This is a genomic window from Streptomyces sp. NPDC037203, assembly GCF_055605065.1.
The window spans coordinates 905,003-927,230 of sequence record NZ_JBVJUC010000003.1 but is presented as its reverse complement, the minus strand read 5'-3'; the positions used below and the strand labels follow the sequence as shown (position 1 = coordinate 927,230).

The window sequence follows — 22,228 nt, the reverse complement described above, 5'->3', positions numbered from 1 at the left end:
GTCGAACGCACGGGGGCCCACCCCCGGCGGTGGCCGCACCAAAAAGGGACGGGCCTAGGCCCCCTCCTCTCCCCCCCCCCCTCCCCCCCCCCCCCCCTCCCCCCCGCCCCCCCCCCCCCCCCCCCCACCGCTGGGCTCAGGCCGGCGAGGTGCCCGCCCGGCCGAGGTGGCGGGCGAGGAACCGGACCGCGCTGTCGACCTCGAACCTGGGCCAGTCGAAGTGCTTGCCCGCGTTGGCGTGCAGCGTCTTCTCCGTCGAGGCGAAGGCGTCGAACAGCGCGAGACCGGCCTCGCGCGGGATGCGCTCGTCGTCCCACTGGAGGTCGAACTCGACCGGGACGGTGATCCGCTTCGCCGCTTCGACCAGGGCGTCGGGCCAGTGCAGGCCGAAGACCGCGGCCCTGATCCTGGGCTCGGCCGCGACCAGCGGCACACCGATCGCGGTGCCCAGGCCGAGCCCGGTGTAGCCGACCGGGGCGTCGGCGCCGATCTCGGGAAGTCCCTGGAGGGCGTCCAGGGTCGCCCGCCACTCGGGCACGGCGAGCCGCGCCAGGCGGGCGTTGTACGGGACGACGGCCGGCCCTTCCGGCTCGCCGGCCGCCTGCGCGGCGCGCAGCGCGGCGATGTCCTGCTCGTCCTGCGCGGTGCGCGGCCGGTCGCCGTGACCGGGTGCGTCGATGGCGACGGCGTGGAAGCCGCAGCCGTTCACGAGAAGGCGGGCGCGGCCCGTCATGGCCGGCTCCATCTTGTGCCTGCCGCCGCCGTGGCCCATCAGGACCAGGGGCGCGTGCTCGGCGCCGTCGAGCGGCGACCAGAGGACTCCGGGAATGTCGCCGACGGTGAAGGCGCGCTCGACCATGCCGTCCGAGGACGACTCGGTGGTGAACCGCAGAGAATGCACGGGTGTTGCCTTTCGGGAGTGCCTTGGGGTGGAGGCGCTCCCGGCGACACCTACGTCGATCGCCGGCCGTGACGGGAAAGGGGGAGCACCCACGTCGATACAGCGTTCATGGGTCTCACCTCCTCGGGCGGTGTCACGGTCGACCGCAAACTACCGGCCGGGACATGATCGCGTCCAACCCTTTTCCCGCGGCTCAGGACAGGGCGGTCGGTCTGCGCGGGGGCGGGACGGCGCGCAGGAGTTCCCACAGCGGGCGCGAGCCGGACGCCCACGCCCCGAGGGTGTGCCGGTCGACCACATGGAGGCGTTGCTGTTCGGCGAAGGCCACGGCCGGGGCGGTGACCCGGCCGTTCGTCACGATGACCGCGACGTCGGCTCCGTGGACCGGTCGGGCGGTGCCGTTGAGGACCTGGAGGTCCGGGGTGCCCACGGCGGAGCCGGCGAGGCCGTTGCGCCGGTGTTTGCACTGGATCACCCACCGGCGCCCGAAGGGGTCGGTGGCCTTCACATCGGCGCCCAGGTCCCCGCCGCCGCCGACGCGCAGCGCGTCCCGGCAGCCGTCACGGTGCATCAGGTCCCGTACCGCGTCCTCGAACCGGGAATGGTGCAAGGCGTCCAGTTGGGCCAGTCCGTAGCGCAAGCCCCGCGCGCGGACCGCTTCCCACCGCGCCCGCTGCCGCTTCAGGCAGAGCCGGACGGCGCCCGCGCCTGCCGCGAGCACGAGGACGACCGCGAGCACCCACCAGTGCGCGAGCAGCCAGTTCACGACGGTCACCACCACGGCCAGCACCAGGGCAGCGGTGACCAGGAGGCCGATCAGGCGGTCGTCCGCGCGCTGCCGCCGCCTGCGCGGCCCGCGGGTACGCCGCCGCACCGGAGGGCGCCTGCTCGTCGCCTTCCTCGCGGGCGTGCGCCGGCTCATCGGCCGGACTCCGTACCGCGCCGCGACCGCCGCGATCCGGCGGCTGCCGGTGGCAGCGCGTCGTTCATGGTCAGCACCCGCCCAGACCTCCCCCTCGGCCGGCCACTTGGTGGGTACGGCAGGACGCCGCCCCCGTCTACTTGTCTAGCGGCGTCCGAGTGCCGTGGGAGGCGGGTTGCCGATGAATGGCACAAAGCCATCGGGCCTGGCCGGATCCCGCGCGTGCGGTCGCTCGGGGCCCGGCCGGGCGAGCCAGGCCGGCGGCCGCACCCAGCCGGGGTTCATGGCATCCTCCGCCTGTTCGCCCGGCCTCGCCGGTCAGTTGCCGGCGAGGAGTTCGAGGGTGTCGATCACGCGGTTGGAGAAGCCCCACTCGTTGTCGTACCAGGCGACCACCTTGACGTGGCGGCCGTCGACGCGCGTGAGAGCCGAGTCGAAGATCGAGGAGGCGGGGTTGCCGGTGATGTCGGAGGAGACGAGCGGGTCCTCCGAGTATTCGAGGATGCCGGCGAGCGGGCCCTGCGCGGCGGTGCGGTACGCCGTCAGCACGTCCTCGCGTGTCACCTCGCGGGCGACGGTCGTGTTGAGTTCGACGATCGAGCCCACCGGCACCGGTACCCGGATCGAGTCGCCCGACAGCTTGCCGTCGAGGTTCGGCAGCACCAGGCCGATCGCCTTGGCGGCGCCGGTCGTGGTCGGCACGATGTTGACGCCGGCGGCGCGGGCGCGGCGGGCGTCGCGGTGCGGGCCGTCCTGGAGGTTCTGCTCCTGGGTATAGGCGTGCACCGTGGTCATGAACCCGTGCTCGATACCGGCGAGTTCGTCGAGGACCGCGGCCAGCGGCGCGAGCGCGTTGGTGGTGCAGGAGGCGTTCGAGACGATCGTGTGCACGGCCGGGTCGTAGGCGTCGGTGTTGACCCCGTACGCGAGCGTGACGTCGGCACCGTCGGAGGGGGCGCTGACCAGTACCTTCTTCGCGCCCGCGTCGAGGTGGGCGCGGGCGGCCTTCGCCGAGGTGAAGCGGCCGGTGGCCTCCAGGACGATGTCGACGCCGAGTTCGGCCCAGGGCAGGCTCGCCGGCTCCCGCTCGGCCAGCACCGTGATCCGGCGGCCGTCCACGACGAGGGCGTTTCCGTCGACCGTCACCGGGCGGCCGAGCCGGCCGGCCGTGCTGTCGTAGGCGAGCAGCCGGGCGAGGGTGGCGGGCTCCGTCAGGTCGTTGACGGCGACGATCTCGAGCGCGCTGTCCCGTTCGAGCAGGGCGCGCAGCACGTTCCGCCCGATGCGGCCGAATCCGTTGATGGCGATGCGGGTCATGGGTGAATCTCCCTTCCGTTCGCCACCAGGTTCGTCCGTGGAACACGCTGCGGACAGTGGCGGGAACGCCATGGTTCGAAAGGATCCCGCCAACGGGTCGGCGGATCACTCGCCGCGTGTGAAGGTGCGCCGGTATTCGCTCGGGGTGGTGCCCAGGATGCGCTGGAAGTGCAGGCGCAGATTGGCGCCGGTGCCGAGCCCGACGTCGGCGGCGATCTGCTCGACACCGCGCTGGGAGCGTTCGAGCAGTTCGCGGGCCCGGTCGAGGCGGGCGCGCATGACCCACTGCATCGGCGTGTAGCCGGTCTCCTCCACGAAGCGCCGGGAGAAGGTGCGCGGGGAGACGCCGGCCTGGCGTGCCAGGATGTCGAGGGTGAGGGGCTCGCCGAGCCGGTGCAGCGCCCACTCGCGGGTGGCGCCGAAGCGCTCGCCGACGGGCTCGGGGACGCTGCGCGGCACGTACTGGGCCTGGCCGCCGCTGCGGTAGGGGGCGGCGACCAGCCGCCGGGCCGCGTGGTTGGAGGCGGCCACGCCGAGGTCGCCGCGCAGGATGTGCAGGCACAGGTCGATGCCGGAGGCGGCGCCGGCCGAGGTGAGCACGCTGCCCTCGTCCACGAACAGCACGTTCTCGTCCACCTGGACGAGCGGGTGCCGGGCCGTGAGTGCCCGTGTGTAGTGCCAGTGCGTGGTGGCGCGCCTGCCGTCGAGCAGGCCGGTGGCGGCGAGCGCGAAGGCGCCCGTCGAGATGGCGGCGAGCCGCGCACCCCGCTCGTGGGCGGTGATCAGTGCGTCGAGGACCGCCCGCGGCGGGTCGTCGCGGTCCGGGAAGCGGTAGCCGGGGACGAAGACGATGTCCGCCCACGCGAGCGCGTCCAGGCCGTGGGCGACGTCGTACGCGAGGCCGTCCCCGCCGGTCACGCGGCCGGGGGCCGCCCCGCACACCCGTACCTCGTACGGCATGCTCGCGCGGGTGGTGAACACCTGGGCGGGGATGCCGACATCGAGCGGTTTGGCGCCTTCGAGTACGAGGACGGCGACACGACGCAGGCGGGAGGCTGGCACAGGAAGAGGTTACGCGGGGAGGGGTGGCGTCGATCCGCCGGCTCGGGGCCCGCACAGCCTCCGTCCACTCTGGTCAGTCCACTCTGATACCCACGATGCAGGTGTCGTCGTCGGTGTCCGACCTGCTGTACGTGAGCAGTCTGTCCAGGTGCTGGTCCAGGGTGCGGGGGCCGGAGCGGGCGGTGGTCAGGAGGTGGGAGAGGGACTCCTCCACCGAGCGGTCCCGGCGTTCGATCAGGCCGTCGGTGTACATGAGGAGGGTGTCGCCCGCGGCCAGGTCCACCTCGGTCTCCTCGTAGACCGCCTCCGGCACGGCGCCCAGCAGCAGGCCGCTGAGCGTGGGCAGCGCGGTGGCCTCGCCCTCGCGCACCAGGACCGGGGGCAGATGCCCGGCCCGCGCCCAGCGCAGGGTGCGCCGTTCGCCGTCGTACAGTCCGCAGACGGCGGTCGCGGTGACGGCGCCCGTCAGATGGTGGGCGACGATGTTCAGCCAGGACAGCAGCTGCGCCGGTCCCGCGCCGGTGACGGCGAGGCCGCGCAGCGCGTTGCGCAGGACGACCATGCTGGTGGCCGCCTCGATGCCGTGTCCGGCGACGTCGCCGACGCACAGCAGGACGAGTCCCGAGGGCAGCACCACGGCGTCGTACCAGTCTCCGCCGACCATGTGCTCGGTCTCGGCGGGCCGGTAGCGCACCGCGACCTGGAGGCTGGGCACGCGCAGCGGTGCCTGGGCGGGGGGCATGATCGCGTGCTGGAGCTGGAGGGCGAGCCGGTTGCGCTCGGCGGCCTGCTGCTCGGTGTGGGCGAGCTGGTCGCGGGTCGCGGCGAGGGCGACCTCCGTCCAGTGCTGGGCGGAGATGTCCTGGTACGCGCCGCGCACACCGAACAGCTGGCCATGGGTGTCGAGGACCGGTTCGGCGACCAGGCGCATGTGCCGGGACACACCGTCCGGCCGCTGCAACCGGAAGGCCGCCGAGGCCGGCCGGCGGTGGTGCAGCAGGGTGCGCAGGAACCGCCCGATCTGCACCGCGTCGTCCGGGTGGGCGTGGGCGGGCAGCTCCTCCAGGGCGACCGGGGAGCTGGTCGGCGGGCGGCCGTAGAGGCTGTACAGCTGGCCGTTCCAGGTGATCTCGCCGGTCAGCAGGTTCTCCTCGAAGCCGCCGATCCGGCCGAGCCGCTGGGCGTGCTGGAGCAGGCTGGCCAGGCGGGCGGCCTCGTCCTCGATGCGCCAGATGAGCAGCAGGCTGGAGCCGTGCCGGCTGATGCTGATGTCGGCGACCGCGGAGAGCGGGACCTGGTCGACCAGCGCGGTGAGCCGCACCCGCTGGGCGCGGAACGGCTCCCCGGTGGCGTAGACCCGTTCCACGCGCTGGAACAGCTCGCTGGAGTCGGCGGCCATCGGATAGGCCTCCAGCAGCAGGGCGCCGCCGATGACGGCCCGTGGCCGGCCCGCCGGGTCGAGGAAGCGGTTGTTGACGTGCTGGATGCGGAAGTCGACGAGCTGCCCGGCGTCGTCGAGGTGCGGCACGAGCACCAGGGCCGGGTCGTGCAGTCCGTCCGCCAGGTCCATCAGCTCCGCGGCATCGGGCATCACCCGTGACTCCCACCGGGGCACGGCGGAGGGCACGAAGTCGTCCAGGGTGTGCGCGCACAGTTCGGCGAGCGTCTCCACCTGGCGCAGCACCTGGCGGGGCAGCGGCTCCTCGGGGGTGGGCCAGGCGATCTCCAGGACGCCGTGGATGCGGCCGCCCGCGCCGGCGGGTACGGCGATCCGGGCGCCGTCGGTGTATTCGCGCCGTCCGATGGTGGGCAGCCCCGATTCGGCGAGCGAGGGCAGCCACTGCCCTCCGGGCTCGGTCAGGCCGCGGCGGGCCACCGTGGCCACGTCCGGCGGGACGTAGCACCAGCGGGCCGCCTCGGCGGGGGTGAAGCCGGCGCTGCCGGCCAGGGTCAGCGAACCGTCCGAGCCGGCCGCCCATATGGCCACGGCGACGGCACCGAGCGGGCGCAGCGCGTGTTCGAGCAGGGAGGCGGCCATCGCCTCGGTGTCGTGGGCGGCCAGCGCCCCGCTCTCGGCGGCGCGCAACCGTACGGCGGCGGTGCCGTCCTCCGGGTCGCCGGGGCCGGCGGTCGTGGCCAGGAAGGCCTCGGTCACCTCGGCGACCCGGTCCTTGGCCGCCTGGTTGATGACGTCCACCGCGAGTTCCAGCGGTGTCACCTGGGCCTGTTCGGCCAGTTCGGCGAGCTGCCGGGCGGCCTGGGCGGGTCCGCAGGCCAGCCGTTCGACCAGGATGCCCTTGGCCAGTTCGATCAGCGCGCGGCCCTCGGCCTCCGCCTGCGCGGTCCGCACCTCGCGGCGCAGCCGCTCCACGGTGGCCGCGAGCCTGCCCACCGGGGAGGTCTCGGGCACGCCGGTCTGCGGGTCGGTCTGCCGGGCGGAGGGCGTGCCGGGGTCGGCGGACGGCTGGGTGGTCACCGGACGGGTACTCCTCGGCCTGCGGAGGGACGGTTGCGCGGCGTCGTTCTCCTGCATCATGCGGGCAGCCAGCGCCGGACACAGGCGATGAGGTCGCGCGTGTCCACGGGTTTCGTCACATAGTCGCTGGCGCCGGAGGCGAGGCTTTTCTCCCGGTCGCCCTGCATGGCCTTCGCGGTGACCGCGATCACCGGCAGGTCGGCGTACCGGGGCATGCTGCGGATCTCGGCGGTGGCGGCGTATCCGTCCATCTCGGGCATCATCACGTCCATCAGGACCAGTTCGACGTCCGGGTTGTTCAGCAGCGTCTCGATGCCCTTGCGGCCGTTCTCCGCGTGCAGGACGCGGAAGCCGTGCAGTTCGAGGATGCCGCTGAGCGCGAACAGGTTCCGCGCGTCGTCGTCGACGACGAGCACGGTACGGCCACTGGTGTGCTCGTCGACCAGCTCCGCCGGGGCGTGCTGGAGTTCCTCGCCGCGGACGAAGGTGAGCACCTCGCCGGGCTCCTCCGCGGACAGGTGGAGGGCGATCCGCTCGCGCAGCTCGTCCAGGCTGGAGAGGTACTCCAGCGAGCCGCCCGGCCCGGCCTGCGGGTGCTCGGCGCGGTGGGAGCCGCTGTGCACCAGGACGGGGACGCCGGCGAGGGCGGAGTCGCCCTGCAGCGCCGCCAGGAAACGGGCCGACTCCCCGTCGGGGGCGCCCAGTTCCACCACGACGCAGTGGCAGGGTTCGGCGGCGAGGGCGCCGGCCGCTTCCTGGGCGCCGACCGCGGTGATGATGTCCACGGGGGTGCCGTCGGCGTGGCCGTGGTCGAGGTCGCCGACGACGCTCTCGGCGACCAGGGTCAGCAGGCCGCGGGGGCGCTCCTCCACGACCAGCAGCCTGCGGGCGCGCGGCGGCTTGGCGGAGACCAGCGGCGGCACCGCCTTGAGCTGGGGCGGTTTCGTGTCGTCGGGGCGCTCCAGCTCGGCCGGTTCGGCGCTGCCGCGGACGCCCCGCAGGTGATCGTCGAAGTCGGGCCGGGCCACGGGCAGGAACAGGGTGAAGGTGCTGCCCTTGCCGGGTGTGCTGTCGACGGTGACGGCACCGCCGAGCAGGTGGGCGATCTCGCGGGTGATGGACAGCCCCAGCCCGGTGCCGCCGTACTTGCGGCTGGTGGTGCCGTCCGCCTGCTGGAACGCGCCGAAGATGCTCTCCAGTTGCTGCTCCGGGATGCCGATGCCGGTGTCCTTCACCCGGAAGGCGACCACGGCGCCGCCACGGACCACGGCCCTCGGCACCTCGTCGTCGGCGGCGGGTTCGACGCGCAGTTCGACCCCGCCCTGTTCGGTGAACTTCACCGCGTTGGACAGCAGGTTGCGCAGGATCTGGCGGAGCCGGGAGTCGTCGGTGAGGAGGTCGGCGGGCGCCCCGGCGGAGGTGGTGATGCTGAAGTCGAGGCTTTTCTGGGAGGTCATCGGCCGGAAGGTGGCCTCGACGTACTCGATGAGCTGGCGCAGCGGGACCCGCTCGGGCGTGACGTCCATCTTGCCGGCCTCGACCTTGGACAGGTCCAGGATGTCGTTGATCAGCTGGAGCAGGTCGGAGCCCGCCGAGTGGATGATGCCCGCGTACTCGACCTGCTTCGGCGTGAGGTTGCGGGAGGGGTTCTGGGCGAGCAGCTGGGCCAGGATGAGCAGGCTGTTGAGCGGGGTGCGCAGCTCGTGGCTCATGTTGGCGAGGAACTCGGACTTGTACTTGGAGGCGAGCGACAACTGCTGGGCGCGTGCCTCCAGTTCCTGCCGGGCCTGCTCGATCTGGAGGTTCTTGCCCTCGATGTCGCGGTTCTGCTCGGCGAGCAGCGAGGCCTTCTCCTCCAGTTCGGCGTTGGAGCGCTGGAGTTCCTCCTGCTGGGCCTGCAACTCGGCGGAGCGGGCCTGGAGTTCGCTGGTGAGGCGCTGGGACTCTTCGAGCAGTTCGTCGGTGCGGGCGTTGGCGACGATCGTGTTGACGTTGACGCCGATGGTGTCCACGAGCTGCTGGAGGAAGTCCCGCTGCACGGCGGTGAACCGGGTGACGGAGGCCAGCTCGATGACGCCGAGCACCTGCTCCTCGAAGAGGATGGGCAGCAGGAGCAGCGCGGTGGGCTCGATCTGGCCGAGCCCGGAGGAGATGGTGACGTACCGGGGCGGCAGTTCGTCGACCGCGATGGTACGGCGGCTGCGGGCGGCCTGGCCGACCAGGGAGCGGCCGAAGGGGATCCGCTCGGGCCGCTCGTCCCCGTCGGGGCGGCCGTAGGAGCCGACGAGCCGCAGCTGGGGGCCGGCGGTGCCGTCCTCGGCGAGGTAGAAGGCGCCGTACTGGGCGGAGACCTGGGGCACCAGCTCGTCCATGATCAGCTCGGCCACCACGTGCAGGTCGCGGTGGCCCTGCATGAGGCCGGAGAGGCGGGCGAGGTTGGTCTTGAGCCAGTCCTGTTCCTGGTTGGCCCGCGTGGTCTCGCGCAGGGACTCCACCATGGAGTTGATGTTGTCCTTGAGGTCGGCGACCTCGCCGGAGGCGTCGACAGTGATGGACCGGGTCAGATCGCCCTCGGCGACGGCGCTGGCGACGTCGGCGATGGCGCGGACCTGCCGGGTGAGGTTCCCGGCGAGTTCGTTGACGTTCTCGGTGAGCCGCTTCCAGGTGCCGGAGACGCCCTCGACCTCGGCCTGGCCCCCGAGGCGGCCCTCGGTGCCGACCTCGCGGGCGACACGGGTCACCTCGTCCGCGAACGCGGAGAGCTGGTCCACCATCGTGTTGATGGTCGTCTTCAGTTCGAGGATCTCGCCCCGCGCGTCGACGTCGATCTTCTTCGACAGGTCGCCCTTGGCCACGGCGGTGGTCACCAGCGCGATGTTGCGCACCTGGCCGGTGAGGTTGTTGGCCATGGAGTTGACGTTGTCGGTGAGGTCCTTCCAGGTGCCGGCCACGTTGGGCACATGGGCCTGGCCGCCGAGCCGGCCCTCGGTGCCCACCTCGCGGGCGACACGGGTCACCTCGTCCGCGAACGCCGAGAGGGTGTCGACCATGGTGTTGATGACGTCGGCGAGCGCGGCGACCTCGCCCTTGGCCTCCACCATGATCTTCTGCGAGAGGTCGCCCTTGGCGACGGCGGTGGCGACCTGGGTGATGGAGCGGACCTGACCGGTGAGGTTGGAGGCCATCACGTTGACGTTGTCGGTGAGGTCCTTCCAGGTGCCGGCGACGCCCCGCACCTGGGCCTGGCCGCCGAGCCGGCCCTCGGTGCCGACCTCGCGGGCGACACGGGTGACTTCGTCCGCGAACGCGGAGAGCTGGTCCACCATCGTGTTGATGGTCGACTTCAGCTCCAGGATCTCGCCCCGCGCGTCCACCGTGATCTTCTGCGACAGATCACCCTGCGCCACGGCCGTGGCCACCTGGGCGACGTTGCGCACCTGGTTGGTCAGGTTTCCGGCCATGAAGTTGACCGAATCCGTGAGGTCCCGCCAGGTCCCCTTGACGCCCTTGACGTCCGCCTGGCCGCCGAGGCGGCCCTCGGTGCCGACCTCGCGGGCGACACGGGTCACCTCGTCCGCGAACGCGGAGAGCTGGTCCACCATCGTGTTGATGGTCGACTTCAGCTCCAGGATCTCGCCCCGCGCGTCCACCGTGATCTTCTGCGACAGATCACCCTGCGCCACGGCCGTCGTCACCTGGGCGACGTTGCGCACCTGGGCGGTGAGGTTTCCGGCCATGAAGTTGACCGAATCCGTGAGGTCCCGCCAGACCCCGGCGACGCCCGGCACCTGCGCCTGACCGCCGAGCCGGCCCTCGGTGCCCACCTCGCGGGCGACACGGGTCACCTCGTCCGCGAACGCCGAGAGCTGGTCCACCATCGTGTTGACGGTCTCCTTCAGCTGAAGGATCTCACCGCGCGCCGGGACGTCGATCTTCTGCGACAGGTCGCCCTTGGCCACGGCGGTGGCCACCTGGGCGATGTCGCGGACCTGGGTGGTGAGGTTGCCCGCCATCGCGTTGACCGAGTCGGTCAGGTCGGCCCAGGTGCCCGAGACCCCCGGCACCTGCGCCTGGCCGCCGAGGGTGCCCTCGGTGCCCACCTCGCGGGCCACGCGGGTGACCTCGGAGGTGAACACGGACAACTGGTCGACCATGCCGTTGAAGACGGTGGCGATGTCCCCCATCAGTCCCGAGGAGTCATCGGGCAGCCGGGTGCCGAAGTCGCCGTCGCGGACGGCGGTCAACCCCGCGAGCAGCCTTCTCAGTTCCTCGTCACCCGGTACCGCGTCGGTCGTCCCGGTCGCCTTGCCGGCCATGCGCGCCTCATTCCGCTCCCCAAGGAGCCCTCGCGCGGAGGGCTCGGCACCATCGCCGGGCACGCGGCCTGACCCGGCGGTTCACCTGTGCGTTTCCCCAGTTCACAGATTCACGTGACGGGAAAATACGCCGCAGATTAACCCAGCCGCACGGGCTCGCACAAAAGCCGGAGCCGGCCACGGACGGTCCCGGAGCCCCCGGCGGCCGGGCGGAGAGCGGGCCCGAGACGGACGAGCGGGGCCATTCCCCGGTTTACGGGACACGAGGCACGGGGGAACCGTGAGGATGACCACACGTCTCCCCCGCGTCCGCCGGTTCAGCCGCGCCGTTCCACCGTGGATTCCCTGACCACGAGTTCGAAGCCCGGCAGGATGCGACGGGGTGCCGGTGCGGTCCGCGCGGCGATGCGTTCCACCACGCAGTCGACGGCGATCTGGGCGATGGCGCGTTTGTCGGGGGCGACGGTCGTGAGCGCGACGGCCGCGTACCGGGCCTCCTCGATGTCGTCGAAGCCGGCCACCGCGATGTCCTGCGGCACCCGCAGCCCGCGTCTGGCCAGGACCCGCAGGGCGCCGAGGGCGACCAGGTCGTTGAAGGCGAACACGGCGTCCGGCCGCTCGCCCCGGTCCAGCAGGGCGGCCATGGCCACCGCGCCGTCCTGGCGGTCGTAGCCGTCGGTGGCCACGACGAGTGGTTCGGGCGGTCGCAGGCCGGTGGCGGTGTGCGCCTCCCGCCAGCCGCGCAGCCGCAGGTGCGCCGGTTCCCGCCCGCTCTCGCGGCGGGCGCCGAGGAAGGCGACCCGGCGGCGGCCGGTGTCGAGCAGGTGCTGCACCGCGGCGCGTGCCGCCGCCACGTTGTCGATGGCGATGTGGTCGAAGGGGGCGTCGTACTCGCGCTCCCCGAGGAGTACCAGGGGCGAGGTGTCCGTGCGGGCGAGCAAGTCCTCCGTCGCCATCCGGATCGGGCTGAGGATGAGACCGTCGATGATCTGCGCGCGGAAGCCCTGGCAGACGAGGATCTCCTTCTCCCGCAGACCCGCCGTGTGGTCGAGCAGCACGGTGTAGTCGTGCCGGGCGGCCGCGTCGATGACGGCTCCGGCCACCTCGGAGAAGTACGGGTTGCCCAGTTCGGGGACGGCCAGCGCGATGATGCCGGTGCGGCCGTTGCGCAGATGGCGGGCGACGAGGTTGGGCCGGTAGCCGAGTTCGTCGATGGCCCGCTGCACCCGTGCCCGCGTGCGGGGGGAGACATGGACATAGTTGTTGACGACGTTCGACACAGTCTTGACGGACACCCCGGCGCGCTGTGCGACGTCCTTCAGGCTGACGCCCACGGGACTCCTTCGGTAGGTGGGCGGCGTCAGTCCGGCTGCCGGGTGCGGCTGAGCAGGCTCTGGGCGAGGACCACGGCGGCCAGGAAGGCGCCGTTGACCGTGTCGGTGAACGCGGAGCCGTACTGCGAGAAGTAGTGGTCGATCAGGTTGTGGATGACGGCCAGCACCAGCACCCCGCTCGCCGTGCCGCCGACGGAGCCGCTGCCGCCGGTCAGGAGGGTGCCGCCGATCACCACCGAGGCGATGGCGGTGAGTTCGTAGCCGACGCCGATCGTGGTGACGCCGGAGCCGAGGCGGGCGCTGCCGAGCGCACCGGCGGTCGCGGCGAGGGTGGCGGACAGGACGTAGACGAGGACCTTGGTGCGGGCCACGGCGAGGCCCATGAGCGTGGCGGCGCTCTCGTTGCCGCCCAGTGCGGTGACCGTGGCGCCGAACCGGGTGCGGGTGAGCAGCAGCGCGCCGAGAGCGAACAGGGCCGCGACGAGGAGGACGGGCACCCAAGTGCCCTCGCCCAGGCGGCGGAAGGCGGAGCGGGCGGGGACGAGATAGGTGGTGGAGCCCTCGTCGGTCAGTGCCTGGAGCAGGCCGCGGGCGCCGAGCAGTCCGGCGAGGGTGACGATGAAGGGCGCCATGCGGGCGCGGGCGATCAGCAGTCCCTGGGCGGTGCCCCACAACGCGCCGACCGCCAGGGGCAGGACGAGGGCGAGCCAGGTGCCGCCGGTGTGCGCGCCGTAGGCGCCGAGCACCCCGCCCAGCGCGTACAGGGAGCCGACGGACAGGTCGATGCCGCCGGTGAGGATGACGAAGGTCATGCCCAGGGCCGGCAGCCAGACGAAGGCGTTGTTGCCGAGGATGCCGGAGATGTTGGACCAGGTGGCGAAGGTGGACGAGGTCGCGGAGGCGAGGGCGGTCATCAGGATCAGCACGGCCGGCGCGCCCCGGCGCTGGAGGTGCGAGGCCAGGCGTTCGCGCAGGGCGGCGGGTCCTGCGGCGTCCGCCTCGGGGCGCGGGGGCAGTGTGGCGGGGCGCAGGGCGGAGGGCGTCATCGGGTACCTCGCTCCTGGGAGGCGTAGACCGCGCAGCAGATGATGACGGCCTCCACGAGTTGGGTGTAGGACGTGTGCACGTCGTGCTGGGTGAGGACGGCGGTGATGAGCTGCATGAACAGCGCCCCGGCCACGGTGCCGAGGACCCGGACCCGGCCGCCGGTGAGCGGGGTGCCGCCGACCACGACTGCGGTGATGGCGCTGAGTTCCATGGTGAGGCCCTGGTTGGCGGGGTCCGCCTCGGCGCCGTGCCCGACGATCATCGTCCCGGCGAGGGCGGCGAGGACGCCGGACAGGACGTAGACGGTGACGAGGACCCGGCGCACCGGCAGCCCGGCCAGCGTGCCGGCCCGGCGGTTGTCGCCGATGGCGACGAGTTGGCGGCCGAAGGTGGTGCGGCGGACCAGCAGTGCGGTGAGTACGGCGCAGGCGGCGGCGATCCAGGCCATGACGGGGATCCCGGCGAACCCGTCGGAGCCGAGGCCGAGCAGCCCGGTGTCGGTGACGGGTTTGGCGGAGTTGCCGTTGATCAGCTCGGCGAGGCCCCGCACTCCGATCATCAGGGAGAGGGTGGCGACGATCGGCTGGACGCGGGCGAAGGCGACCAGGGTGCCGCCGGCCGCGCCCGAGATCCCGCCGCAGGCCAGGGCGATCAGCACGGCGAGCGGCGCGCCGTAGCCGAGGTAGAGGGGGACGACCGAGGCGGCCAGGGCGATGACGGCGCCGACCGAGAGGTCGACGCCCTCGGTTCCGATGACCAGGGCCATGCCGAGGGCGACGACGAGGGTGGGGGCGACCTGGAAAAGCTGGATGCGGACGTTGCCCGCGGACAGGAACGAGCTGTCCAGGGCGGCGGCCACGGCGAACAGGACGAGCAGCGCGGCGTAGACGCCGTACGCCTGGAGCAGCCGGGCCGGCCGGGCCCGGTCCGGTGGGCCGGAGGCGGCCCAGGCCGTGGGGGTCATCGGGGCTCCTTGTGCGTCACGGCCGGGGCGGTCGGGCGTCCTCGGGCCTGCGTGGGGTCTTCGCCGGGGACCGTCGCGGGGGCTTCGCCGTCCGGCGGCCGGGAGGCGGGGGCGGCGGCGAGCGTGTCCAGTACGGTCCGCTCCGTGATGTCCGCGCCCCGGAGGTGGCCGACGGCCCGGCCGTCCTTGAGGACGACGAGCCGGTCCGAGCCCTCGATCAGCTCCTCCAGGTCGGAGGAGATCAGCAGCACTCCGAGACCCTGCCCGGCGAGTTCGCCGACGAGTGCCTGCACCTCCGCTTTGGCGCCCACGTCGATGCCGCGGGTGGGTTCGTCCAGGAGCAGCACCTTGGGGTCGAGGCACAGCCAGCGGGCCAGCAGCACCTTCTGCTGGTTGCCGCCGGACAGGTCGCTGACCTTCTGGTCGGGGCCGGCCGCCTTGATGCGCAGGCGCTCCATGAAGAAGCGCACGACCTCGTCCTGCTTGGCCGCGGAGACCACGCCGGCGCGGGCGAGCCGGGGCAGCAGGGCCAGGCAGATGTTCTCCCGGACGGACAGGTTGGGCAGGATGCCCTCGCTCTTGCGGTCCTCGGCGAGCATCACGACGCCTGCCCTGATGGCGGCGGCCGGGCTCCGGCGGGTGAGGGGGACACCGTCCACCTCGACGGTGCCGCCGTCGGTGGCGAGGGCCCCGGTGATCGCCTTGGCGGTCTCGCTGCGCCCGGCGCCGAGCAGGCCGCCGAGGCCGACGACCTCGCCGTGGTGGATGTCGAGGCCGACGCCGTGCAGCTTGTACCGGACGGTCAGGCCGGTGGCCCGCAGCGCCGGAGGGGTCTCGGACCCGGCATCGCCGCCGGGCCGGCCGCCCCGACCGGTGCCGAACGCCGTGGCGCCCTTGGTCCGCACGGTGGACATCCCCCGGCCGAGCATCAGCGAGACGAGTTCCAGCCGTTCCAGTCCGGCCATGTCGCCGGTGTGCACGACCGCGCCGTCGCGCAGCACGGTGACGCGGTCGCAGATCTCGTACAACTCGTCGAGGCGGTGGCTGACGTAGACGACGGCGATGCCCTGGCTCCTCAGGCCGCGGATCACCGAGAAGAGGGTCTCGACCTCGCGCGGTTCCAGCGAGGAGGTCGGCTCGTCCATCACGACCACGCGGGCATCGACCTGCACCGCGCGGGCCAGGGCCACCATCTGCTGGGCGCCCAGGCCGAGGCTGCCGAGCGGGCGGGTGACGTCCACGTCGACGCCGTAGCGCCCGAGCGTCTCGCGGGCGAGGCGGTTGACGGCGCGGGCGTCGACCAGGCCGAAGCGGCGGGGTTCGCGGCCCAGGCACAGGTTGCGGGCCACCGACATCAGCGGGACGAGGTTCACTTCCTGGTAGATGGTGGAGATGCCAGCCGCCTGCGCCTCCAGGGGGTTTCGGAAGGCGCGGTCCTCGCCCGCGAGGCGGACCCGCCCCGCGTCGGGCCGGTACACGCCGGTCATCACCTTGATCAACGTGGACTTTCCGGCGCCGTTCTCGCCGACGAGCGCGTGCACCTCGGCGGGGCGCAGGCGGAAGTCCACCCCGCGCAGGGCGTGGACGCCCGCGAACTTCTTGTCCAACCCGGCGACTTCGAGGATCCAGTCGCTGCGGGGTGCCCGGCTCTGCTGGACCAACGTCTTCCTCCTCCTGCGGGCTGCCGGCGGCGGCCGCGGCTCAGTAGACGAGGCCCTGGTCGAGGGCCTGCTTGGCGTTGCCGGTGGTGAAGTGGCCGTCCTTGATGATCACTTTGGGCGGTACGCCGGTGGTGCCGTAGAAGTCCTGGAGCGCCTGGAAGGCGAGCGGTCCGAAGCGCGGGTTGGTCTCGATGTCGGAGACCATCTGCCCGGCCCCGACGTTCCTGACGGCCTGTTCGACGCCGTCGATGGAGACGACCTTGACGTCCTTGCCGGGCGTCTTGCCCGCGGACCTGACGGCCTGGAGCGCGCCGAGCGCCATCTCGTCGTTCTCGGCGTAGACGGCGTTGATGTCGGGGTGCGACTGGAGCAGTTGCTCCATCACCTTCTGGCCGTCGGTCTGGGCGAAGTTGCCGGTCTGCGAGGCGACGATCTTCATCGTGGGGTACTTCGCCCTGGCCCGGTCCTCGAAGCCCTTGGTCCGGTCGGTGGTCACGTTGTTGCCGGGGGTGCCGGTGAGGATGGCGACATGGGCGGTGCCCCCGGTGGCGCCGGCGAGGTCGTCGGCCGCGAGCTGCGCCTGGTGGTAGAAGTCGGAGCCGATGAAGGCCATGAAGTCGGTGCAGGCGGCGCCGCCGACGGTGCGGTCGATGGTGAGCACGGGGATCTTCGCGGACTTGGCCTTGGCCAGGGCGGGGCCGAGGCCGTCGGAGTTCTCCGGCGCGACGATCAGCACCTTGGCACCCTGCGCGATCATGTCCTCGATCTGGGAGTTCTGGGTGTTGACGTCGGCGTTGGCGTTGCGTTCGACCAGCTTGACGCCGAGCTTCGCGGCCTGCCGCTCGATGCTCTTGGTCTCGGTGGCGCGGAACGGGTTGCTGGTCGACTCGGACTGGGAGAAGCCGACGATCGTCCTGCCGTCGGTGATGTCGAGCCGGGGAACGCCGCCGCCGTAGGTCTTGTAGGTGCAGCGGGGGCCTGCCGCCGAGGACGAGGCGACCTGCTGGGAGGCGGCCGCGCCGTTGTCCGCTGCCGCCGGGGCGTGGGAGCCGTCGCCGGAGGAGGAGTCCGACTTGGTGCAGCCGGTGGCGGCCAGGCACAGCCCGGCGGTGAGCACTGCGGCGGTCAGGGCCTTGGCCCGGAGGGAGATGTTCACGCGCCGATCACATCCTCAGCGATGCAACGAAGGGGCGGGGCTGAACAGACGAGGCCACCTGGGCCCTCGGTCGCGGAGGGCGGTACGGCAGGCGGGCTTTTCAACGTTGTAGACATTGAGGGAACGTCAAACCCGGTGTCAACCCGCGGTACGCAACTCTTCGGGCGGGCCGTTCCGTTCGCATGCGGGGCGGTTCAGCACAGGCTCCTGAGCACCGGAATTCCGCGCCGGCCACGCCATTCAGGCCGCCAACTCCCCTGCGAGCAACGGGTTTACGCTTCTCCGCCGGGCCGCGTCCGGGCGTGCCGCCGGATTCGCGCACGGGGGATGGACGGCCGCGCGGGGGCTGTGCTGTCATGTGGCGGATCCCGTTTACAACGTTGGCAGAGCCCGGCGCCGCGAAGGCGCCGAGCCGAGTGGGCTCCGCCGCCGCCCCGGCGGGCCGGGTCCCTTCCCCCCTCCCCCCAGCACCGGGAGCACACCATGCACAGAGAGAAATCCCCCGCGGGAGGCGATTCCCGCCGGTCCGCCCGGTGGGCGGTCCTCCGTCCCGTGCGCCATCTGCTGTCCGCCCTCGCGGCGATCGGGCTCGTCGTCGGGGCGCTGATCGCCCTGCCCGGCGCCGCGCAGGCCGCGGGCTCGCTGCCGTGCGACATCTACGGCGCCGCCGGCACCCCCTGTGTCGCCGCGCACAGTACGACCCGCGCCCTGCTGTCGTCGTACAACGGCCCCCTGTACCAGGTCACCCGCGCCTCGGACGGGGCACGCGCCGACATCGGGCTGCTGTCGGCGGGCGGGTACGCCAACGCCGCGCAGCAGGACGCGTTCTGCCAGAACACCACCTGCCGGATCAGCAAGGTCTACGACCAGACCTCCCGGCACAACGATCTGACCCCCGGACCGGCCGGCACCTCCGGCATGGGCGCCGACCGCGGCGCGGACGCGAGCGAGATCGCGGTGACGGCGGGCGGCCACAAGGTGTACGGCATCTGGATCTCGCCGGGCGTCGGCTACCGCTACACCGGGGTGGCCTCCGGTGTAGCGGTCGACGGACAGCCGGAGGGCGCCTACATGGTGGCCAGCGGCACGCATGTCGGCTCGGACTGCTGCTTCGACTACGGCAACGCGGAGCGCACCCCGGCCGACACCGGCAACGGCCACATGGACGCCGTGTCCATCGCCACCACGTGCTACTTCGCGCCGTGCACCGGCTCGGGGCCGTGGGTCGAGGCCGACATGGAGAACGGCATGTTCCAGGGCGACAACGGCTCGAACACCGCCAACCGGGGCAACAACAGCCCGTTCGTCACCGCCATGCTGAAGAACGACGGGCAGACCACATACGCGCTCAAGGGCGGCAACTCCCAGTCGGGGGCGCTGAGTACGTGGTGGAACGGCGGTCTGCCCACCCGCGGCGGCTACCGGCCCATGCAGCAGGAGGGCGGCATCATCCTGGGCACGGGCGGTGACAACAGCAACTGGAACCGGGGCACCTTCTTCGAGGGCGTGATGGTGGCCGGCTACCCGACCGACGCCGCCGAGAACGCGGTCCAGGCGAACGTGGTCTCCGTCGGCTACTCCGGCGAGACGGACGTGCCCAACGGGCCGCAGGGCACCATCACCGGGCCGGGCGGCACGTGTGTGGACGTCGCCGCGGACGACACCGGCGGCAACGGCACGGCCGTACAGCTGTGGGGCTGCCAGACATGGGCCGAGGACCAGCACTGGCAGCACAACGCCGACGGTTCCCTCGGCACGATCGGCCGCTGCCTGGACATCGAGGGCAACGGGACGGCCGCCGGCACCAAGGTCGAGCTGTGGGACTGCGACGGCGCCGGCGGACAGAAATGGGTGCAGCAGGCCGACGGCTCACTCCTCAACCCCCAGTCCGGGCGCTGCCTCGACTCCCCCAGCGGCGCCACCGCCAACGGCACCCGCCTCCAGATCTGGGACTGCAACGGCGCCGCCGCACAGAAGTTCTCCGTCAACGGCGGCGCACCGGTCGTGGGCACGGGGTCGAAGTGCCTCGACGTGGCCGCCGACGACAGCGGTGGCGACGGGGCGGCCGTACAGCTGTGGGACTGCCAGTCCTGGGCCGTGGACCAGCACTGGTACCACAACGCCGACGGCTCGCTGCGCACCCTCGGCCGCTGCCTGGACATCAACGGCAACGGGACGGCCGCCGGCACCAAGGTCGAGCTGTGGGACTGCGACGGCGCCGGCGGACAGAAATGGGTGCAGCAGGCCGACGGCTCACTCCTCAACCCCCAGTCCGGGCGCTGCCTCGACTCCCCCAGCGGCGCCACCGCCAACGGCACCCGCCTCCAGATCTGGGACTGCAACGGCTCCGCCGCACAGAAGTTCCCTTTGACCTGATCTGTCATCAGATTGCTTGACAGATAATCGAGTTGGGGGGCACGGGAACCCTGAGCGGTTCCCGCGCCCCCTTCCCCCGCTTCCCGCCGCCGAGCGGGCTTGCCAGGACGGAGCGCGGCCCCGTATAACGTTGGAAAACCGGCGGCGCCCCTCTTGGCGGACGGGGAGGAACATCGTGCGGGTGAGCCTCAAGGACGTCGCGTCGCACGCGGGTGTCTCCATCAAGACCGTGTCCAATGTGGTCAACGACCAGCCGCATGTCACCCCCGCGATGCGGGCGCGGGTGCAGAAGTCCATCGACGAACTCGGCTACCGGCCCAACCTCACCGCCCGGCACCTGCGCAAGGGCCGGACCGGGATCGTCGCCCTGGCCCTGCCCGAGCTGGGCAATCCCTACTTCGCCGAGCTGGCCGCCGAAGTCGTCGACGCCGCCGCGCAGCACGACTACACCGTGCTGCTCGACCACACGGGCGGCCGCCGCGACCAGGAGACCCTGGTCTGCCAGGGCTTTCGCAGCCGGGTGATCGACGGGCTGATCCTCAGCCCCATCGAGCTGGAGGCGGACGACCTGCGCGAGCGGGCACCGGTCCCGCTCGTCCTGCTCGGCGAGCGCGAGTACGACCTGCCCTACGACCACATCTCCATCGACAATGTCGCCGCCGCCCGCGAGGCGGTGCGTCACCTGGTCTCCCTCGGGCGGCGGGACATCGCCTTCCTGGGTGCCCGGCGCGGTCGCAGCCAGCCCGCCCATCTGCGGCTGCGCGGCTGGCGCGAGGAACTGGACGCGGCGGGACTCGTCGCCGACGGCCGGCTGGTGGCGGCCACCGACGGCTGGGGGCACGCCGACGGGGCGGCGGCCATGGCACGCCTGCTGGACGCGGGCCACCGGCCGGACGCGGTGTTCGCCTACAACGACCTCATCGCCATCGGCGCGATGCGGGTGCTGTCCGAACGCGGGCTGCGTGTCCCCGAGGATGTCGCGGTCGTCGGGTTCGACGATGTGGTGGAGGGCCGCTTCGGCGCCGTCACGCTCACCTCGGTCTCCCCCGACAAAGCGTCCATCGCCAGGATGGCCGTGGAGTCTGTGCTCTCCCAACTCGACGGCGCCCCACGGCAGCAGGCGCGCCGGATCCACGCCGGCTACACCCTGGTGCACCGCGAGAGCACCCTCGGACACGGCTGACCGGTGCGCCGCCCTCAGTCGAGGGCCGGGGCGGACGCCGTGCCGCCGCCGGTACCGGGGCCGGACAGCAGGAAAGGGGCGTGCGGGAGCCAGTGGGCCGCCTGGTCCGGGGCGCCCGTGAGCATGTTTGTAAAGGGGGTGAAGTAGAAGGCGGCGAGGCTGCCCGTGGACAGCAGCGGCGCGGGCACCGGGTGGGCGGGCTGTGCAGTACTGCGGTCAGCCGTCGGCCGCGGGACGTGGGAAGGCCCCCGCAGAGGACACCCACCCCGGATCGGACTGCGCCATCCGGCCTCACCGGCACCGGCCGCCACCCGGCGGAGCGGCCGTCAGTGCCGCGTCAGCATCCTCCGGCACTCTTTTCCTGTGCACGGCGACGGGAGGGACACCCGCCGCCGGGAACATGGAGAGGTGCCCGGAGTGGTTGATCGGGGACCAGCGAGCGCGTCTCGAGGTCGGATCCTTCTGGGGTCCACGCAGGTTCGAATCCTGCCCTCTCCGCCACCGCCGCGGGCGCCCGGCATCGGGCGCCGCCGCGGGCTGTCGGCAGGCGCCGGCCGGAACCGCCCCGGATTCATCGGTCCGGGTTCCGGACCGGAGTGCGCCGGCCCGGAACCCGATGGCTCCACTGTGCCGCGCCCGTCCCGACCGCGCGATTACCTCAGAGGTCATGCCGCCGGGCCGGTCCCCCGGCACCGCACGCGTCCGTGCCCGGCGATCGCTCTTTGGCCGAGAAACGATCTTGAACTCACAGCCGTTGCGCATAGGGTTCCATGAGCATGGCCGCAGTCCCGCGAGCTCTGGGAGCACATCGGTGGAGTCGACGCCGCTGCCCGAGACCCTTCGGCGTCTTGACGCGCTGATCCGGCAGGAGGGCCTCGAACGGTCGGAGTTCCTCGACGCCGGAAGGCTGGCCGTCAGGACGGCGCTGCCCGAACACATCGTCGGCACACTGCTGAGCGGCGGGCAGCCGCCCGTGGAGACGGTCAACGAGCGGGTCCGGTCACGGATCAAGGCGCTCGCGGACGACCGGCTGGCGCGCGCGGGCCGGCGCATGTCGGATCTCGCGGCTTCCATTTCCCGGCAGTTGGGCGTCTCCGCATTCTGGGCCCGGCAGGTCTGCGCGGGCGACAAGGTGCCCAGCGTCGAACTGCTCCACGGCCTGGTCGACTTCTTCGGGGTCGAGGGCGGCGAGGCGTTCTTCACCGCGCCGGCCGACGAGGCCCTCAACCGGGAACTGCGGTCCATGCTCGCCGCGCGGTGCGCGGCCGAGGGACAGGCGGCCCTGCCGGATGCCGCGCCGGGCCCCGACGACGTGCGCGGCTTCGCGCTGCGGCAGGCGCGGGAGCTGCCGGAGGAGCGCTGGAAGGTGCTCAACGCGACCCTGAAGGCCCTGCTGGAACTCGACGGCAAGGAGGGGGACCGGTGAGCGCGGCGGCACGGACGACGCGCCGGCTCGCCGGAGATCGGCCGCCGGCCGGGGACACGGACGTGATCCCGCTTCTCGGCCAGGCCC

At 72.4% G+C, this 22,228-nt stretch carries 14 protein-coding genes and 1 pseudogene; 4 read left to right on the top strand and 11 right to left on the bottom strand.

What is annotated here, in order from left to right; genetic code table 11:
* Positions 1-136: 136 nt before the first annotated feature.
* The 11 genes from ACZ7EC_RS13395 to ACZ7EC_RS13345 all read right to left on the bottom strand — a co-directional run bounded on the left by ACZ7EC_RS13395 (position 137) and on the right by ACZ7EC_RS13345 (position 17,156).
* The gene (locus ACZ7EC_RS13395; RefSeq protein ID WP_471061988.1) at positions 137-901 is read right to left on the bottom strand and encodes an alpha/beta hydrolase family protein; all 765 of its coding nucleotides are present in this window, start codon (positions 899-901) and stop codon (positions 137-139) included.
* Positions 902-1,094: 193 nt separating this feature from the next.
* Positions 1,095-1,823, bottom strand: coding sequence for a restriction endonuclease (locus tag ACZ7EC_RS13390; RefSeq protein WP_471061985.1), 729 nt, complete (start codon positions 1,821-1,823; stop codon positions 1,095-1,097).
* Positions 1,824-2,141: 318 nt separating this feature from the next.
* Positions 2,142-3,140 (bottom strand): type I glyceraldehyde-3-phosphate dehydrogenase, encoded by a 999-nt coding sequence (gene gap, locus ACZ7EC_RS13385; protein ID WP_471061981.1) that lies wholly within the window; start codon positions 3,138-3,140, stop codon positions 2,142-2,144.
* A 105-nt stretch (positions 3,141-3,245) separates the two neighbouring features.
* Positions 3,246-4,202: a GlxA family transcriptional regulator gene (locus ACZ7EC_RS13380; RefSeq protein ID WP_471061979.1), complete on the bottom strand. Its 957-nt coding sequence runs from the start codon at positions 4,200-4,202 to the stop codon at positions 3,246-3,248.
* A 73-nt stretch (positions 4,203-4,275) separates the two neighbouring features.
* Positions 4,276-6,738: a SpoIIE family protein phosphatase gene (locus tag ACZ7EC_RS13375; protein WP_471061976.1), complete on the bottom strand. Its 2,463-nt coding sequence runs from the start codon at positions 6,736-6,738 to the stop codon at positions 4,276-4,278.
* Positions 6,735-10,994 carry a HAMP domain-containing protein gene (locus ACZ7EC_RS13370; RefSeq protein WP_471061973.1) on the bottom strand — a complete coding sequence of 1,420 codons (4,260 nt, stop codon included), beginning with the start codon at positions 10,992-10,994 and terminating at the stop codon, positions 6,735-6,737. Before ACZ7EC_RS13370 ends, ACZ7EC_RS13375 begins: the two co-directional genes overlap by 4 nt.
* Before the next feature lie 317 nt (positions 10,995-11,311).
* Positions 11,312-12,328: a LacI family DNA-binding transcriptional regulator gene (locus ACZ7EC_RS13365; RefSeq protein WP_471061971.1), complete on the bottom strand. Its 1,017-nt coding sequence runs from the start codon at positions 12,326-12,328 to the stop codon at positions 11,312-11,314.
* Positions 12,329-12,354: 26 nt separating this feature from the next.
* Positions 12,355-13,374: an ABC transporter permease gene (locus tag ACZ7EC_RS13360; RefSeq protein ID WP_471061968.1), complete on the bottom strand. Its 1,020-nt coding sequence runs from the start codon at positions 13,372-13,374 to the stop codon at positions 12,355-12,357.
* Positions 13,371-14,339 carry an ABC transporter permease gene (locus ACZ7EC_RS13355; protein ID WP_471061965.1) on the bottom strand — a complete coding sequence of 323 codons (969 nt, stop codon included), beginning with the start codon at positions 14,337-14,339 and terminating at the stop codon, positions 13,371-13,373. The genes ACZ7EC_RS13360 and ACZ7EC_RS13355 overlap by 4 nt, the downstream gene beginning before the upstream one ends.
* Positions 14,336-16,000, bottom strand: coding sequence for a sugar ABC transporter ATP-binding protein (locus tag ACZ7EC_RS13350; protein ID WP_471061962.1), 1,665 nt, complete (start codon positions 15,998-16,000; stop codon positions 14,336-14,338). The genes ACZ7EC_RS13355 and ACZ7EC_RS13350 overlap by 4 nt, the downstream gene beginning before the upstream one ends.
* Positions 16,001-16,040: 40 nt before the next feature.
* Positions 16,041-17,156, bottom strand: a complete 1,116-nt coding sequence (locus tag ACZ7EC_RS13345) for an ABC transporter substrate-binding protein (RefSeq protein WP_471061959.1) — start codon at positions 17,154-17,156, stop codon at positions 16,041-16,043.
* A gap of 483 nt (positions 17,157-17,639) precedes the next feature.
* Between ACZ7EC_RS13345 and ACZ7EC_RS13340 the strand changes: the two genes are divergently transcribed.
* The 4 genes and pseudogenes from ACZ7EC_RS13340 (at position 17,640) to ACZ7EC_RS13325 (ending at position 22,141) form a co-directional block, all read left to right on the top strand.
* Positions 17,640-19,532 (top strand): arabinofuranosidase catalytic domain-containing protein, encoded by a 1,893-nt coding sequence (locus tag ACZ7EC_RS13340; RefSeq protein ID WP_471061956.1) that lies wholly within the window; start codon positions 17,640-17,642, stop codon positions 19,530-19,532.
* Positions 19,533-19,707: 175 nt separating this feature from the next.
* The gene (locus tag ACZ7EC_RS13335; RefSeq protein ID WP_471061954.1) at positions 19,708-20,715 is read left to right on the top strand and encodes a LacI family DNA-binding transcriptional regulator; all 1,008 of its coding nucleotides are present in this window, start codon (positions 19,708-19,710) and stop codon (positions 20,713-20,715) included.
* A gap of 402 nt (positions 20,716-21,117) precedes the next feature.
* Positions 21,118-21,216, top strand: a pseudogene (locus ACZ7EC_RS13330).
* Positions 21,217-21,526: 310 nt separating this feature from the next.
* The gene (locus ACZ7EC_RS13325) at positions 21,527-22,141 is read left to right on the top strand and encodes a hypothetical protein (protein ID WP_471061952.1); all 615 of its coding nucleotides are present in this window, start codon (positions 21,527-21,529) and stop codon (positions 22,139-22,141) included.
* The last annotated feature ends 87 nt before the right edge of the window (positions 22,142-22,228 follow it).

Coding starts and splice junctions, on each gene's coding strand:
- ACZ7EC_RS13390 (WP_471061985.1), bottom strand. CDS start 1,823: ATGAGCCGGCGCACGCCCGCGAGGAAGGCGACGAGCAGGCGCCCTCCG.
- gap (WP_471061981.1), bottom strand. CDS start 3,140: ATGACCCGCATCGCCATCAACGGATTCGGCCGCATCGGGCGGAACGTG.
- ACZ7EC_RS13375 (WP_471061976.1), bottom strand. CDS start 6,738: ATGATGCAGGAGAACGACGCCGCGCAACCGTCCCTCCGCAGGCCGAGG.
- ACZ7EC_RS13370 (WP_471061973.1), bottom strand. CDS start 10,994: ATGGCCGGCAAGGCGACCGGGACGACCGACGCGGTACCGGGTGACGAG.
- ACZ7EC_RS13360 (WP_471061968.1), bottom strand. CDS start 13,374: ATGACGCCCTCCGCCCTGCGCCCCGCCACACTGCCCCCGCGCCCCGAG.
- ACZ7EC_RS13355 (WP_471061965.1), bottom strand. CDS start 14,339: ATGACCCCCACGGCCTGGGCCGCCTCCGGCCCACCGGACCGGGCCCGG.
- ACZ7EC_RS13340 (WP_471061956.1), top strand. CDS start 17,640: ATGCACAGAGAGAAATCCCCCGCGGGAGGCGATTCCCGCCGGTCCGCC.